This is a genomic window from Roseibium sp. R5, assembly GCF_055755305.1.
Window position 1 is genome coordinate 3,808,301 of sequence record NZ_CM146910.1, and the last position, 14,435, is coordinate 3,822,735.

Here is a 14,435-nt window from a genome sequence, read left to right on the forward strand (position 1 = left end):
ATGTCGGTAGACGCAGAAGCGGATGCAAAGGGACAAATTCCGACGAACCTGAGACTCTTGCTGATCTTCGAAGAGGTCGCACGCTCCGGGGTTCCGGTTACTGGCGCCACATTGGCCGAGACACTGAACCTGCCCAAACCCACTGTTTACAGGCTTTTGACAACAGCAGAAGAAGAAGGGTTTCTCCAGCGCGACGTCGACGGTAAGTCCTTTGGGCCGGGGCGCAGGCTCCGCCACCTTGCAGGCAACACGCTGTCATCGCAACGGATGAGGACCGAGCGATTGATCGTGATGAAAGCCTTGGCTGAAGAAGTGGGCGAGACGTGCAACCTCGCTGCGCCAGGCCGGTTCGGAATGGTTTATCTTGACCGGGTCGAAACGCATTGGCCGTTGCGCATTCAGCTGCGCATCGGGTCTCATGTCCCGTTCCATTGTACGGCAAGCGGCAAGATGTACTTGTCGTCATTGCGAACGGAGAAGCTGGACCGCTTGCTGTCCTGGATGGAGTTCGAGAAACACACGCCAAAGACAATCACCGATAAAAACCTTCTGCGTGAGGAGCTCGCAACGACCCGGACAAGGGGCTATTCGACCGACAATGAAGAATTGTTGGAAGGCATGGCTGCTATTGCAGTGCCACTGAAGGATAGCGAAGGACGATTGCTTACAACGCTCTCCATACACGCACCCGTTCAACGTTTGTCCTTCGAAAACCTTGTGTCGGTGTTGCCAGCTTTGCGGGAGGCAGCCGCCAAAATCGAGGAACTCGCGCTGAACTGATCCACGCCCCGCAAACGATGGTATCCGCGGGCCCAAGCGAAGTCTGCACGGTTGTGTCCCGCAAATGCGCCGGCACGTGACGTCCGCCGAAGCAGGTCACCTAAGGTTGGGCGTGGAGAAAGGCTCTCACCCGCTTCCAGAAACACTGCCTAAAAACCGCGATCACCGAACCGATAGCAATGGTTCAATGAGGCCTCCAAGTCAGCTGCGCTGCGTAGTGATCCCAAACTTCAATCAGGCCGATTTTCCGGCTTGATTTATTTAGGCATGGATATGCGCTCCTGGCGGGCAGTGCTTCGGTTCAAGGCCAAAAGTTGGATCGGTTCATTGGGCCGCGAACAGAATATCAGTTGCAGACTTTGATAGCTCTCACATACACACGAGCCACGTTGGTATTCGGTTCAATGCGTGAACGGGCGAACAGACTTCGCCTCAACGCTGGTCTGTGTTCCGCCTTTAACCGCTTGATGAGACAGCCGATCTTTTTGTTTTCGTCACAAATGCTTCAGCTCACAAGGCATGTTTGAGATTTGGTACCAGGCGCTAATAAGGTCGACTGAGGTTCTTGAAGACAACTCTGGCTAAAGAGCGTCAATCCGACATCCACTTCACAAACGAAATCGCAGAATTGTCAGGCCATGTGGAAACAGGAAAAATAAAGCCAAACCTCTGTTCACTGTTTTTACAAGCAAAATGGCACTTAGCCTCACTCTAACGTTTTACCGGCGTGGTGGAGCAGGAGGGGCAGCGTCGATGAAACGTCTGGCGGCTTGTGCTTGGCGTGGATCGGCTTTTAGGAGCGCGGCATAGCCGTCTTCAGCGAGTTCCGGATCGCCGCCCCAGACACCGGACTGGATTGAGAACCGAAGCGCTTGCGGGTCGTTGGGGGCAAGCTCCATAAGCTTGCGCGCATGTCCGGTCATTTCATCAAAGCGGCCGCCGAGCTGAAGTGATACCAGCAATGACATGCGGGAGTTGATGGAGTTCGGAACCTGCTCTACAGCCTGCCCATGCATCCTGATTGCATCATCGAATTGACCGGCCTGGGCCAAGATGCGCCCCGCTTTGAGCAACTGACCATGGTTCGCAGCTTTACTACAAATCGATGTTAGGTCGGTAGCTTCAGTCGTACCGGGCAGCGCTCCCCCTGACGTATCGAGCAATGCCGCGCAGGCTTCAAACCCGCTCCCAAGTTCTTCGGTCACTTGGTCCGCTTGCGGGTCGCTGCGCAGATCGAGAAGTTTGGCCACGTCATCAAAGGGGATGGCTTCAAATCGGCCGTCACCTCCACCAACGGCAATGCCAACCAGGCGGCCGGCTGTGTCGACAAGTCCCCCGCCGCTGACGCCTGGTTGCATTTGAGCCGTGACGTGGAGACGGCCAAACACGCTATCTCTTGCCGGAGGAGACAGCAATTCGCCCGGATCAAATACCCGGACTTGCTTACGCGCAATGTCTGCACCAATCGCGTAAAAGGCACCTTTGCTTTCAGGCGACGCTACTGGCGAAGCGTTCAGAGCCGGGATCACACTCCCGTCGGGCAATCCGTCAACCTGCAGCAAGACAAGGTCTCCCTGATAGGCCGATGGGATCACTGTCGCCGTCTTTGGCCCAGAGGGCGTGTGCACCGTCGCGGTCTTCGAATTGCCAACTACATGCCGATTGGTCACCAACAAATCGTCTGCGATGCGTGTCGCGCTTCCCACGGGATCAAAACTGGACACCGGAAAAACAATCTGACGCATTTGACAGACGTCTTCAGGATGCGGGCAGTCAGGATCTTTAGCCGTTTCCAGTTGAGAGGCGACCTGCGTTGTCTCTTCCGCAAAAGACAATGAAACGGTTTTTGTCTCGCCAGACCTTCGTAGCGTCAGGCTGACCTCGCCAGTTGTCTCCGGCAGAACTGCGATGGCAGATGCGGCATCTCGTGGGCTCAAAACGCGCCGCGCGCCAATGGATACAATTTGATCTCCAGCTTTTATCCCCGCTCTGTCTGCCGGGCTACCGCTGTCAACGGACACAACTGCGGGCGCTGCGATTTCGGCGAGTTGCGACCGGCGCGCTCTATTGAGGCGCCAGCCGGGCTCCAGATAGGTGACGCTCCCATCTGCCATCAAAGCATCGGTTACCCGCAGAAGGAGCTGCGATGAAACCGCGAAATTGACGCCTATGTTGGCATCGGCATCGGAGGCAAAAATGGCAGAGACCATGCCGACCAAGCGGCCATCTTGGTCAACCAGCGCCCCGCCTGACGACCCTGGATTTGCGGCGGCATCCGTCTGGACAAAGTCTTCAACAGTGTTGAACCCGGCATTGCTGACATTCAGGGCCGAAACCACACCGCAGGTTACGGACAAACCGAGACCAAAGGCATTTCCGATTGCGCACACAGGTTGAGCAATCGTTGCTGTTTCGGCGATTTCGATCGGCTCGACCGGCTCATCGATCCTCAAAAGCGCGATATCGGTGGACGTGTCTTGCGCCACCACCCGCGCTGGCAGAATACGGCCATCTGAGAGCCGGACATCGATGCGTGTTGCGGGTTCGATCACGTGCCAAGCAGTTGCGATTATGCCTTCGCGGATAACCACTCCGCTGCCTTCCGGAGCCCGCCCCGGCCGGGCTCCCGAACCACCTTGTTGATGGCCAGGCCAAACGGGCAGAACGGAGACCACATGTTCAAGCGCAACAGAGGGAGAGGCCTTCGCTGGCGCCCCCGCCAGAAGGGCCGCTGCGATTGCTGCAAGGAGACACGAGATGAAACGGGCCACTTCCCCCTCCGATAAATTAGCCGTCTATGTCATCAGTTCGGACTGCATACGGACGCAAGCCCGATCGGGATTGGATAACGATCCCGTAATTTTCAACCAATCGCAACAACCTGAATTAGGCAGATCTCAGCGCCACGCCTTTGAATTGTTTTTACAACGATTTTATTCACGTAATTCCGCAGCTAATTCGATTTCGCCTAGAGATCCTGCCCTATTCTCACTACTCTCGCTTTAGAAAAAGAATCATTGTCCTGGTGTGCGTGCTCATGACGTTTTTGTGCGAACAGGTTGTGTCGGAAATTGATCGTCACGACCTGAATTGCGACCCGCGTATTTTTCATGTCCTGCATCTCTTTCTGACAGAACCGGGCTCTCCGGTTGCACGGGAAGTTCAACGTCTCATTGCGAGCGAAGAGGGATTGACGGCCAAAGCGTTGCTTTTCGTCTACGAAAACTTCGTGCAGCCAAATGTCAGCTCGGAAAAACAATTCGAGTCGATGAAACGCTCACAAGGACACCTTGATGCGATCCGGTCGTCCGCCGAAACATCCGCTGAGTTGTGCAAGGATGCAAAACGCAAAAGCACAAAAGACGATGTCATTAAGGCCTTGTCCGACAACATGGCCGAAATACTCTCCCGCACCGCGAAGCTAGAGCAGGAACTTGCGGCCAGCCAGAGCGAGATCTTCACGGATTCGCTCACCGGCATTTACAATCGACGCTACTTGGAAGCTGAATTTGCCGCAAGACAAGCACGCCCCAGTCCAAAATACTTCCTGGCATTACTGGACATCGATCACTTCAAGAACGTCAACGACACCTACGGTCACATTATCGGCGATCAGGTCCTGAAACTGGTTGCGACCGCCATCAAAAGCCTCATCCGCAGTCAGGATGTGCTTTGCCGCTATGGCGGTGAAGAATTTGCGATCCTCTTCGACAGTGCGGATGAAACAGAATGCGAGGATGTCGTTGAGCGGGTCCGCTTGGGCGTCACCAAGCACAAACTGGTCAACCGGAAACAAGGTCAAACGATCGGATCCGTGACTCTGTCCGCAGGTCTGGCCCTTGTGGAGCCGGACGATGATTTCGACACGGCTCTGGAGCGTGTGGACCGGCTCCTTTACAAGGCCAAACAGGCCGGACGGGACCGCCTCGTCATTCAAATGTAGTGCGGCAATCAAACTGTTCCCGCAACTTCGCGGTTTCAAGATTGTAGATCAGAAATCCGTTTGAGGATCGGCCCGGTCCTACCCTCAAGAGCTCCGCCCTGCCCTGTCAGGCTTGCTCCAATGAAAGGATCGGCCGTTTCTGACAGTTCAAGATACCGGTTTGCGAACAATCGGCGCGCAGTGAAGCCATCCCAATTTTCCGGCAAGACTGACGGCGGAAGCCGGGGGTCTTTCAGCCGGATGGCTCTGAATTCATGAACCATGGCAAGCCTTATGGTGACGGCCTCCAAACCCGACAAACCAACGCAGTCCATCGCCTGAAATTTTTCAAAAAAAGACCCGTACCTACCTGCCAATTGCTCCAGTCCGAAAACTTTGTTGAGCATCTCGGCAACTTCTTTTGTGCTTCGTTGATCAGGACACGCCTTGAAACAGGCGCCTGATGGAACCCTGGTTGGCCGGTCTGCTCCAACAAACAGTGTTTCGGAAACGGCCCCAAAACCTTGATCGACGAGACATTGGTGATCCGTTCGGTCCGGTTGGACGATGAACAACAAACCGCAGTCGGTGTCCGGCGGACCGAAAATCTGTTCCGATGCTGACTGGAACTCTATTCCCGCGGCATCGGTGAGCCGGTAGTAACTGCGCCGCCCATTGCGCTCGCCTTCAAGCTGCCCCCTTGCGACCAGGCGGGATACGGCCGTCCGCACCAACGACTCATTGACGCCAAACTGTCCGCACAGCGTGATCAGATCACCCATCCACAAAGTGCCACCGCGCGGTTCCACGATGTCACCATAGATGGTGACGATCAAAGGCCCGGCTTTGGGCGGATAAGATGTTAGGAGTTTCGGGAGAAGAGTTGGCGCTTGTGAAGTCATTGATTGGTCGTTTGTCTGAGAGGCGCCACCATAGACCTGACAGCGCGGCATTCCAAGCAATCCGCCTGAACCAGTGAAAGTCATCGCTTGCACGCCAAATCCATGAACGTTATACCGTTACATGTTACAAAGTAACATGAGATCAATTTCCCTGTTCCTCTGGATGACCGAATAAACCGCCATGCAAAACGCCCGAAAACTTCGCCTTGCTCTTGCTGCCTCGACCGTGCTTGCCGGGTCTGCCTTGTCGGCTCCTGCGTTTGCGGATGGACCAAATGTCGTGACCACGATCAAGCCGGTTCATTCTATCGCAGCCGCTGTTATGGAAGGTGTTGGCACACCGCACATCCTGATTGACGGTGCAGCCTCTCCCCACGGGTTTGCTCTGAAACCTTCCCAGGCCTTTCTCCTTGAAGGGGCCGATGTCGTGTTCTGGGTTGGTCCTGAATTAACTTCTTCGCTGGAAAAGCCCATCTCATCGATGGCGGACAAAGCTGCCCGCGTCGAACTTCTTGATGTCGAGGGTATTGAACAGCTGAAATGGCGTGAGGGTGACCAATTCGACAGCCATGATCATGGCGACCATGACGATCATGGTCATGACGATCACGCGGATCACGGGCACGACGACCACGCACACAATGATCATGACCACGATCATGACAAGACGGCTGAAAAGCATGATCACGGCCACGATGATCATGACCATGAAGAGCATGCTGCGCACGATGATCATGGGCATGACCATGATCACGACAAAGAACATGCACATGATCATGACGAACACGTGCATGAAGAAGAGCATGCCGAACATGATGATCACGGGCATGACCATGGGCACGATCATGCCGGCGGCAACGATCCACATATCTGGCTGAACCCGGAAAACGGCATTGCGATTGCCAATGCGATGGCCACCACATTGTCAGAAGTTGATCCAGCCAACACCGATACCTACAAGGCAAACGCCAAGGCTTTTGCTGAGAAGGTTTCTGGCCTGGAAGCAGAGATTTCCGCCAAGTTGGAACCGGTGAAAGGTCAGAAATTCATCGTGTTCCATGACGCCTATCATCACTTTGAACACCACTACGGCATCGAAGCCAGCGGTGCGATCACAGTGACGCCAGAGGCTTTGGCAAGCGCTGAACAAGTCGCGGACATTCAATCCCGTGTTCGTGACCAGAACGTTGTCTGCGTTTTCCAGGAACCGCAATTCGATTCCAAGCTGGTAAACGTCGTGATCGAGGGCAGCGATGCGAAAGTCGGCGTTTTGGATCCGCTTGGCACTGAGCTTGCGAACGGCCGGGACCTTTACCCGGCTCTGCTGACAAGCCTGGCAGACTCTCTGGCGGATTGCCTCAAGTCTTGATTGACAATTCTGGGCCCGCTTTCGCCCACCAGGCGGGCTCAGCCAGCTGGATCGACAAATGAGGCCGGCAGCCGTTCGGCTATGAAGACCGGGCGCTTTTTCTTGCCCGATTAGATCCCGGGTGGCACAGCTGAAACGACGACCTCAGCCAACTGCACTCGTCCAGCAAAAAGCCCGCCGATACACTCGGCGGGCTTTTCATTTTTTACGGGAACCAGTCTCAAGAAGCGCGGGCCTTGGCACGAACCTCTTCGGTTTTCTCCAGCGCCTTCAGCAGGTAACGGTCGCGGTCATAAACGTCCGTGTAGAACCCGATCGAGCCGTCAGCTTCCGGCCATGCCGTGAAATAAGACACGTAGACCGGGATATCACCGGTCACCTTTTCCTGGGCGTTCTGACCCGCAGCAATCCGAGAGGACACATAATCCGTCGATTTTCCAAGAACTGCCGCTGCCATGCCCTTTGGATCATGCAAACGGATACAGCCGTGGCTGAATGCGCGCGTATCCTTGTTGAACAGGCTCTTTGACGGCGTGTCATGCATGTAGATGTGATGCCTGTTCGGGAACAGGATTTTCACCTCGCCAAGCGCATTGGAGCGGCCCGGATACTGGCGCACATTGATCGACTTTTGTTTGTTGGCGACCGCATACCAGTCGACTGACGCGGAGGACACTTTGCGGCCGCCCGGCGTCGTCACTTCATAGCCCGCCTGATCCAGATAGGACGGATTGGCAGCAAGCTTCGGTATCATCTCATTGACGATGATCGAATATGGCACGCCCCAGTACGGGTTGTATTCAACGATCTCGATCTTGTCGTAGAAGAAGTTGGTCTGGTTGGACTTCTTGCCGACGACAACGCGCATCGACATCGGGTCAGTGCCCGGCTCATAGTATGTTGCGGTGAACGCCGGCTGGTTGATGAACACCTTCCGCTCGCCCAGCTCTTCCGGAAGCCAGCGGCTCCGCTCCATTGCAAGCTCGACCTTGGCGATCTTGGCCGCATTGGTCTCACCGACCATGGCCTTGATCGTGTTCTTGCCGACAATCCCATCTGCCGTGAGCTTCGATTCCTTCTGAAAGCTCTTTACAAGAGCTACAAGCTCAGGCGTGTAAAGATCGGAGCCGTCATAGGCTGCAAGCGTCGCTGCATGGTCCGTTTTCAGCGTCTCAGAGCCATGTTTGGAAATTGCAGCAACGATATTCTTCATTTCCGGGCTGGATTTGCCCGCCTTGAGGAACGTACCAGGCGCGATCACGATCTGGTCTGCTTCTTCATCTTCGGCCTTGAGACGAACCAGCTCAGCGGTCAATTTCTTGAAGTGATCACTTTGCGGCTGATGGGCTTCCAGCGCGGTCGCCACATTGCCAGATGCCGTAAACTCTTCCAGCGCGGCGACAAGATCAACATCATGCCGTGGCAGATCGTGATATTGCGAAATCCGGTTCGGATCGACCCGGCCGCGGGTCGCATCAAGCACATAGGTTAGCGCGGCTGCACTCAGCTCCATTTCAAACTGCATGACCGCCGCATCAAGGTCATCCCCGTCCAGCGAGGCGGTTGCCGGCAGGGCCACGACATAATCTGCCGGGTTGAGGCCATAAGCGGCAGCGTTTCTCAAAGCACGGCGCATTTGCGCAGCCTTGGCCGTCGGTTTGCCATCTTTGACCCAAAGAAAATCCGGGTACTCCCGGTAAAACGCGATCAGCGCATCGCCGACTTCCGGCAACACCGTCAGCTTGATGTCTTTCAGTGCCGGGCGGGCTTCATCGAAGGGGGTCAAAACAACAGGTGTGGACGTGCTGATGTCAGCATCATTGATGGACGCTGCGTTGCCGTCGGCCGTGGACGGCGTGACTTCCGCGGTTTTCTTTTCCGACAAAGGCGCAAGCGAGACGGCTTTGAAGGTGTCCGGCTTGTAAGTCAGATACCGCGGGGCAGACACACGAACCTTGGTCGCTTTCTTGCGGCGCTGCTCCTGAAGTTCTCGCTGACGCTGGCGTTGCTGGGCTTCAGGATTGAAAAGGCGCTGGAAAAAGCCTTGGGCTTCGGCATCAGCAACCGGCAGCGCGGTGAAACCCGTTGCCAGAACGCTCGCCATCAAGCCTGCCTTGAGGCCGGCGCCAATTTTTTGTCCGAAAGACAGTTTGTAGCCGGAGGCCGGTTTGCCGTGTGCCATCATGCTCGTTCGCATTGTCAAAACCTGTATTTCAAATTGTCCAACACAAACCAGGAGCGCCCAAGACCCTGGTCATTGTTCCTGCCTCGTTGGTCATCCGGTCGCTGCTCTTGGGAATATGAGCAGTCCATGATCACCCGCACGGTCTTCAAGCCGACCCTTTCGGGAATCCGGCGTGGACCGCAATTTCGTGTCATTTTAGAGAAGAATACTACACCAAGCCCATACGTAAGGTTAAGTGCGTAGGTAAGGTGCGGGTTTCCAATTCACGTCAGTGTGACGTATTTGCACGTCTCCGCCTGGCGTGCCGGCATCCCGACACACGCCAGACGCGAAATTTCATGACTTAAAACGGTATTTCATCATCCATTGGGCCGGAGCCACCGCCGGACGGTCCACCGAATCCGCCGCCAGAAGATCCACCGCCGTAACCGCCGCCGCCGCCGAAGCTGCCGCCACCGCCACCGGAAGACCCGCCGCCAAATCCGCCGCCGCCCTGGTCATTGCCGTAGTCCGGCAATCCGCCGGGCTGACCGCCGCCTTCGCCGCGTCCGTCAAGCATCGTCAGATTGGAGTTGAACCCTTGCAGCACGACTTCGGTCGAATACCGGTCCTGCCCGGATTGGTCCTGCCATTTACGGGTTTGCAGCTGCCCTTCCAGGTAGACCTTGGAGCCTTTGCGAAGATAGTTTTCCGCCACCTTGCATAGGCCTTCATTGAAGATGACCACACGGTGCCATTCGGTTTTTTCGCGGCGCTCGCCGGAATTGCGGTCCCGCCAGGATTCGGATGTTGCAATCCGCAGATTGGCAATCGGCCGGCCATCCTGGGTGCGCCGGATTTCCGGATCCGCTCCAAGGTTCCCAACCAAAATGACTTTGTTGACACTTCCCGCCATACTCAGCTCCTGTTTGTCTTTTTGCTTCCGGCCCAGCTTTTTTGGCAGCAGCACGGTTTGACGCCCTGACGCGGCGCAGCTTTGTTGGGCCACACCCTAACGATCTCCTCGCTTGATCGCCGCCACTTTTTCCGCATGCCCCCCATTTTCCACAATGTTGAGCACTTACCGGTTCCCGAATGCACCGCATCTGCACACTTGCCAAAGCTTCGATAGAACCAGGGCAATCCAGCCGCGCCAGATCCCATTTCGCAAATTGGTCTGCATTCGGCATATATGTACTTGTTTTGTTCTTATCAGTTTCGTATCCTTGGCGCAATTTCCGCAGGCCCCTTTTTGGTCTCCTGGTGACCTTCAACAGCATTTTCCGCAAATGCCCATCTGGAAGCCCAACTGGAAACTGCTATATCGGGTCCGAGTGGCCCGCCCTGCCCGCTTAGCCGGACCAAATTCATTCATGAGCCCAGATTGGGCGGCCTGCACAAGACCAGAAAGACACGTAATATGACGACGCCGAAGGCCCCTGACACCGACAGCTGGAAGAACGACCCAACCAAGGTGCTCAGCGTCCGCGGTGCCCGTGAACACAATCTGAAAAACGTCGATCTCGATCTGCCACGCAACAAGTTGATCGTGATGACCGGATTGTCGGGCTCGGGCAAGTCTTCCCTTGCCTTCGATACGATCTATGCAGAAGGCCAGAGGCGTTATGTGGAAAGCCTGAGCGCTTACGCCCGTCAGTTTCTGGAAATGATGCAAAAGCCGGACGTCGACCAGATAGATGGTCTGTCCCCGGCGATCTCCATTGAACAGAAGACTACCTCCCGCAACCCGCGCTCCACCGTCGGCACGGTCACCGAGATCTACGACTACATGCGTCTCCTGTTCGCCCGTGTCGGGATCCCCTACTCACCGGCGACCGGCCTGCCGATTGAAAGCCAGACCGTCAGTCAGATGGTGGACCGGATCATGGATCTGGACGAAGGCAGCCGACTCTATCTGCTCGCGCCGATGGTTCGCGGCCGCAAAGGGGAATACCGCAAGGAACTTGCGGAGCTGATGAAAAAAGGCTTTCAACGGGTCAAGATTGACGGCACCTTCTACGAGATTTCCGAGGCTCCTGCGCTGGACAAGAAATTCAAGCACGACATCGACGTTGTCGTGGACCGGATTGTCGTGCGCGATGATATCGCGGGCCGTTTGGCCGATTCCCTTGAAACAGCGCTGAAACTTGCTGACGGGATTGCCATTGCAGAGTTTGCGGGCGAAACGGAAGAAAACGGTGATCCGAAGCGGATGATCTTCTCCGAAAAATTCGCATGCCCGGTTTCCGGCTTCACAATCCCGGAAATCGAGCCGCGCCTCTTTTCGTTCAACAACCCGTTTGGTGCCTGCCCCACCTGCGACGGCCTCGGCACAACGCTTGCCTTTGAAGAAGACCTCGTTGTCCCGGATCACACCTTGTCTTTGCGGGAAGGCGCGGTTTTGCCATGGGCGAAGACCGGATCAACTTCGCCTTATTACACGCAGACCCTGGAGGCCCTGTGCCGGCACTATGATGTGTCGATGGCAACGCCCTGGAAGGACCTTGGCCCTGAAGTTCAGGACGCCGTTTTGCATGGCACGGGGAAAACAGCGATTGAGTTCGTCTATGACGATGGTGTGCGTAGTTACCGGACGGAAAAACCGTTCGAGGGCGTCATCGGCAACATTGAACGGCGCTGGCGGGAAACGGAATCGACCTGGGTGCGCGAAGAACTGGCTCGCTTTCAATCGGATCACGCCTGCCCCTCGTGTCAGGGTTTCCGTCTGAAACCGGAGGCCCTGGCCGTCAAGATCGCAGACCGGCACATCGGCCACATCACCGAACTTTCGATCCGGGAAGCCGCACTCTGGTTCGACGCGCTGCCTGAAAAACTCAACGACAAGCAGACCGAGATTGCCGGGCGTATTTTGAAAGAGATCCGCGAACGGCTCAAATTTCTGAACGATGTCGGCCTTGAGTACCTTTCAATGGCCCGGTCCTCCGGCACCTTGTCCGGCGGTGAAAGCCAGCGCATTCGTCTCGCCTCGCAGATCGGCTCCGGCCTTACTGGCGTCCTTTACGTTCTCGATGAACCCTCCATCGGGCTCCATCAGCGCGACAACGCCCGTCTGCTGGAGACGCTCCGTCACCTCAGGGATCTCGGCAATACGGTCATTGTGGTCGAGCATGACGAGGATGCCGTTTTGACCGCTGACTATGTGGTTGATGTCGGCCCCGGCGCCGGGGTTCATGGCGGCCAGGTCGTTGCGAAGGGCACGCCACAGGAAGTCATGACCAATGGCAACTCGCTGACAGGTCAGTATCTGTCCGGCGCAAAAATGATTCCGCTGCCCGCAGAACGGCGCAAGATCAACAAGAAGCGCAAGATTTCCGTAAAAGGCGCGCGTGGCAACAACTTGAAAGACGTCGATGTCGACGTGCCGCTCAGCACATTTACATGTGTCACCGGTGTGTCCGGTGGCGGCAAATCCACGTTCCTGATTGATACGCTCTATAAGTCGGCTGCTCGCCGTTTGAATGGCGCACGGGACAATCCGGCACCGCATGACCGCATCGAGGGCCTTGAAGTTCTGGACAAGGTGATCGACATCGACCAGTCGCCGATTGGCCGGACGCCTCGCTCTAACCCTGCGACCTATACAGGGGCCTTCACCCCGATCCGGGAGTGGTTTGCCGGAATGCCGGAGGCCAAGGCCCGGGGTTATCAGCCTGGCCGGTTCTCGTTCAACGTCAAGGGCGGCCGATGCGAGGCCTGCCAGGGCGATGGTGTCATCAAGATTGAAATGCACTTCCTGCCGGACGTTTACGTTACGTGCGACGTCTGCAAGGGGAAACGCTACAATCGGGAAACCCTGGAAGTGGAATTCAAGAGCAAATCCATTGCCGATGTCCTAGATATGACTGTTGAAGAAGCCGCAAGTTTCTTCTCCGCCGTCCCTGCCGTGCGCGACAAGATGGAAACTCTGGCGCGCGTCGGGCTGGGCTACATAAAGGTGGGTCAACAGGCCACAACGCTCTCCGGCGGTGAAGCGCAGCGGGTGAAGCTTGCCAAGGAATTGTCGAAACGCTCCACCGGCAGAACACTCTATATTCTGGATGAACCGACCACCGGTTTGCACTTCCATGATGTTGCCAAACTTCTGGATGTGCTTCACGAACTGGTCGATCAGGGGAACACCGTTCTGGTGATCGAACACAATCTGGAAGTCATCAAGACAGCAGACTGGATCATTGACCTTGGACCAGAAGGCGGCGATGGCGGCGGTACGATCGTTGCGGCCGGCCGACCGGAGGATGTGGCGTCTGTCAAAGAGAGCTACACAGGCCAGTTTCTTGCAGAATTATTACACCGCAGACCGCATCGCGCCCCGGATGCTGCTGAATAAATCAGCAATCTGAGTTGCGGAGCTGCATTGCTCCGCAACATAAAATCTCAAGCAATTGTTTTCTCTTATTATTCCGATAGATTAAATCGATTATACTGATTACATTTTTTGCAATGCACAAAATGCATGTCAGGCATGCAGACGCGGCACTTCTTTAAATTCGGCTGGTGAAATATATATGATTTCAACAACGGCGCAGCGGGTTGGCGACAACACCTCTGCCAATAAGGAAAAACAAAATGTTCGATACCGTTGTACGCAAATACAACAACTGGAAATCCTACCGCCGCGCGGTTGACGAACTTTCCAGCCTGTCCAGCCGCGAGCTGCAGGATCTCGGCATCAGCCGGGGCGACATCAAGTTTGTTGCCCGCCGCAGCCTGGAAGGCTGATTGAAAATTTAGAGATCGCGTCCCGAGGCACTCCTCCTCCCAGCCAACGGACGTGTGACACGCAGGGCATCCTCCTCCCAGCCCTGTCACGTCGAAACAACGCCCGCCAGTACCTCCTCCCACTGGCGGGTGTTTGTTTGTCTGGCGGCCGGTTTTCCCAAACACATTCCGCTCTCCCAACCTCAAGCGTTGTGGCTCAGGCCCCATTTTCTGCGCGTGATTGGTCGTCCTGTGGCCTCCATGCCCTTGAGCCATGTCTTCCGCGTTTTCGATAAGACCTTACTGAGGAGAGCCGAAAGAGATCCGGCTCTTTTGTTTGGCGGCAGGAAATCCAGCCCCGATACAGCTGCCATGACCAGAGGCTGCTCAGCGAACTGCCGTGCCGCAGCGCTCAGCACCGCTATGCGCTGAACGCCACCCAATAGGTGTTAACCCTTCATAAACCTGCATTTTTTGCATATCAGCTTCGCGTTTGCCCCTCTACCTCGCAGCGCACAAAACACCTATTTCCCCGCTGTAACGAGATGAACGGGCCAGTCGCCGATCCGCGGTGTCATG

9 protein-coding genes are annotated in these 14,435 nt (G+C 55.9%); 5 read left to right on the forward strand and 4 right to left on the reverse strand.

Features of this window, described 5'->3' with window-relative positions:
- A complete protein-coding gene (locus tag AC0J4F_RS17825) occupies positions 1-780 on the forward strand; it encodes an IclR family transcriptional regulator (protein ID WP_133949818.1) in 780 nt (259 codons plus the stop codon).
- A 719-nt stretch (positions 781-1,499) separates the two neighbouring features.
- Here the strand turns inward: AC0J4F_RS17825 and AC0J4F_RS17830 are convergent.
- On the reverse strand, positions 1,500-3,551 hold the full coding sequence (locus AC0J4F_RS17830; RefSeq protein WP_473024213.1) for a trypsin-like peptidase domain-containing protein: 2,052 nt from the start codon (positions 3,549-3,551) through the stop codon (positions 1,500-1,502).
- 266 nt (positions 3,552-3,817) lie between these two features.
- On the opposite strand from AC0J4F_RS17830, the gene AC0J4F_RS17835 reads away from it, so the two are divergent.
- Positions 3,818-4,723 carry a GGDEF domain-containing protein gene (locus AC0J4F_RS17835; RefSeq protein WP_133949822.1) on the forward strand — a complete coding sequence of 302 codons (906 nt, stop codon included), beginning with the start codon at positions 3,818-3,820 and terminating at the stop codon, positions 4,721-4,723.
- 35 nt (positions 4,724-4,758) lie between these two features.
- Here the strand turns inward: AC0J4F_RS17835 and AC0J4F_RS17840 are convergent, their stop codons facing one another.
- Complete coding sequence (locus AC0J4F_RS17840) at positions 4,759-5,604, reverse strand: PaaX family transcriptional regulator C-terminal domain-containing protein (RefSeq protein ID WP_166672734.1); 846 nt, start codon at positions 5,602-5,604, stop codon at positions 4,759-4,761.
- A 181-nt stretch (positions 5,605-5,785) separates the two neighbouring features.
- Between AC0J4F_RS17840 and AC0J4F_RS17845 the strand changes: the two genes are divergently transcribed.
- Positions 5,786-6,973 (forward strand): zinc ABC transporter substrate-binding protein, encoded by a 1,188-nt coding sequence (locus AC0J4F_RS17845; protein WP_473024214.1) that lies wholly within the window; start codon positions 5,786-5,788, stop codon positions 6,971-6,973.
- Between the two features lie 220 nt (positions 6,974-7,193).
- Here AC0J4F_RS17845 and AC0J4F_RS17850 read toward each other — a convergent pair whose 3' ends face one another.
- Together AC0J4F_RS17850 and AC0J4F_RS17855 are read right to left on the reverse strand one after the other, a co-directional pair.
- Positions 7,194-9,170 (reverse strand): L,D-transpeptidase scaffold domain-containing protein, encoded by a 1,977-nt coding sequence (locus AC0J4F_RS17850; protein ID WP_133949828.1) that lies wholly within the window; start codon positions 9,168-9,170, stop codon positions 7,194-7,196.
- Between the two features lie 331 nt (positions 9,171-9,501).
- Complete coding sequence (locus tag AC0J4F_RS17855; RefSeq protein ID WP_133949830.1) at positions 9,502-10,053, reverse strand: single-stranded DNA-binding protein; 552 nt, start codon at positions 10,051-10,053, stop codon at positions 9,502-9,504.
- A gap of 504 nt (positions 10,054-10,557) precedes the next feature.
- Here AC0J4F_RS17855 and uvrA point away from each other — a divergent pair.
- Both uvrA and AC0J4F_RS17865 read left to right on the forward strand, forming a co-directional pair.
- Complete coding sequence (uvrA, locus tag AC0J4F_RS17860) at positions 10,558-13,485, forward strand: excinuclease ABC subunit UvrA (RefSeq protein WP_133949832.1); 2,928 nt, start codon at positions 10,558-10,560, stop codon at positions 13,483-13,485.
- Positions 13,486-13,724: 239 nt separating this feature from the next.
- The gene (locus tag AC0J4F_RS17865; RefSeq protein WP_082429181.1) at positions 13,725-13,877 is read left to right on the forward strand and encodes a DUF1127 domain-containing protein; all 153 of its coding nucleotides are present in this window, start codon (positions 13,725-13,727) and stop codon (positions 13,875-13,877) included.
- Positions 13,878-14,435 lie beyond the last annotated feature (558 nt).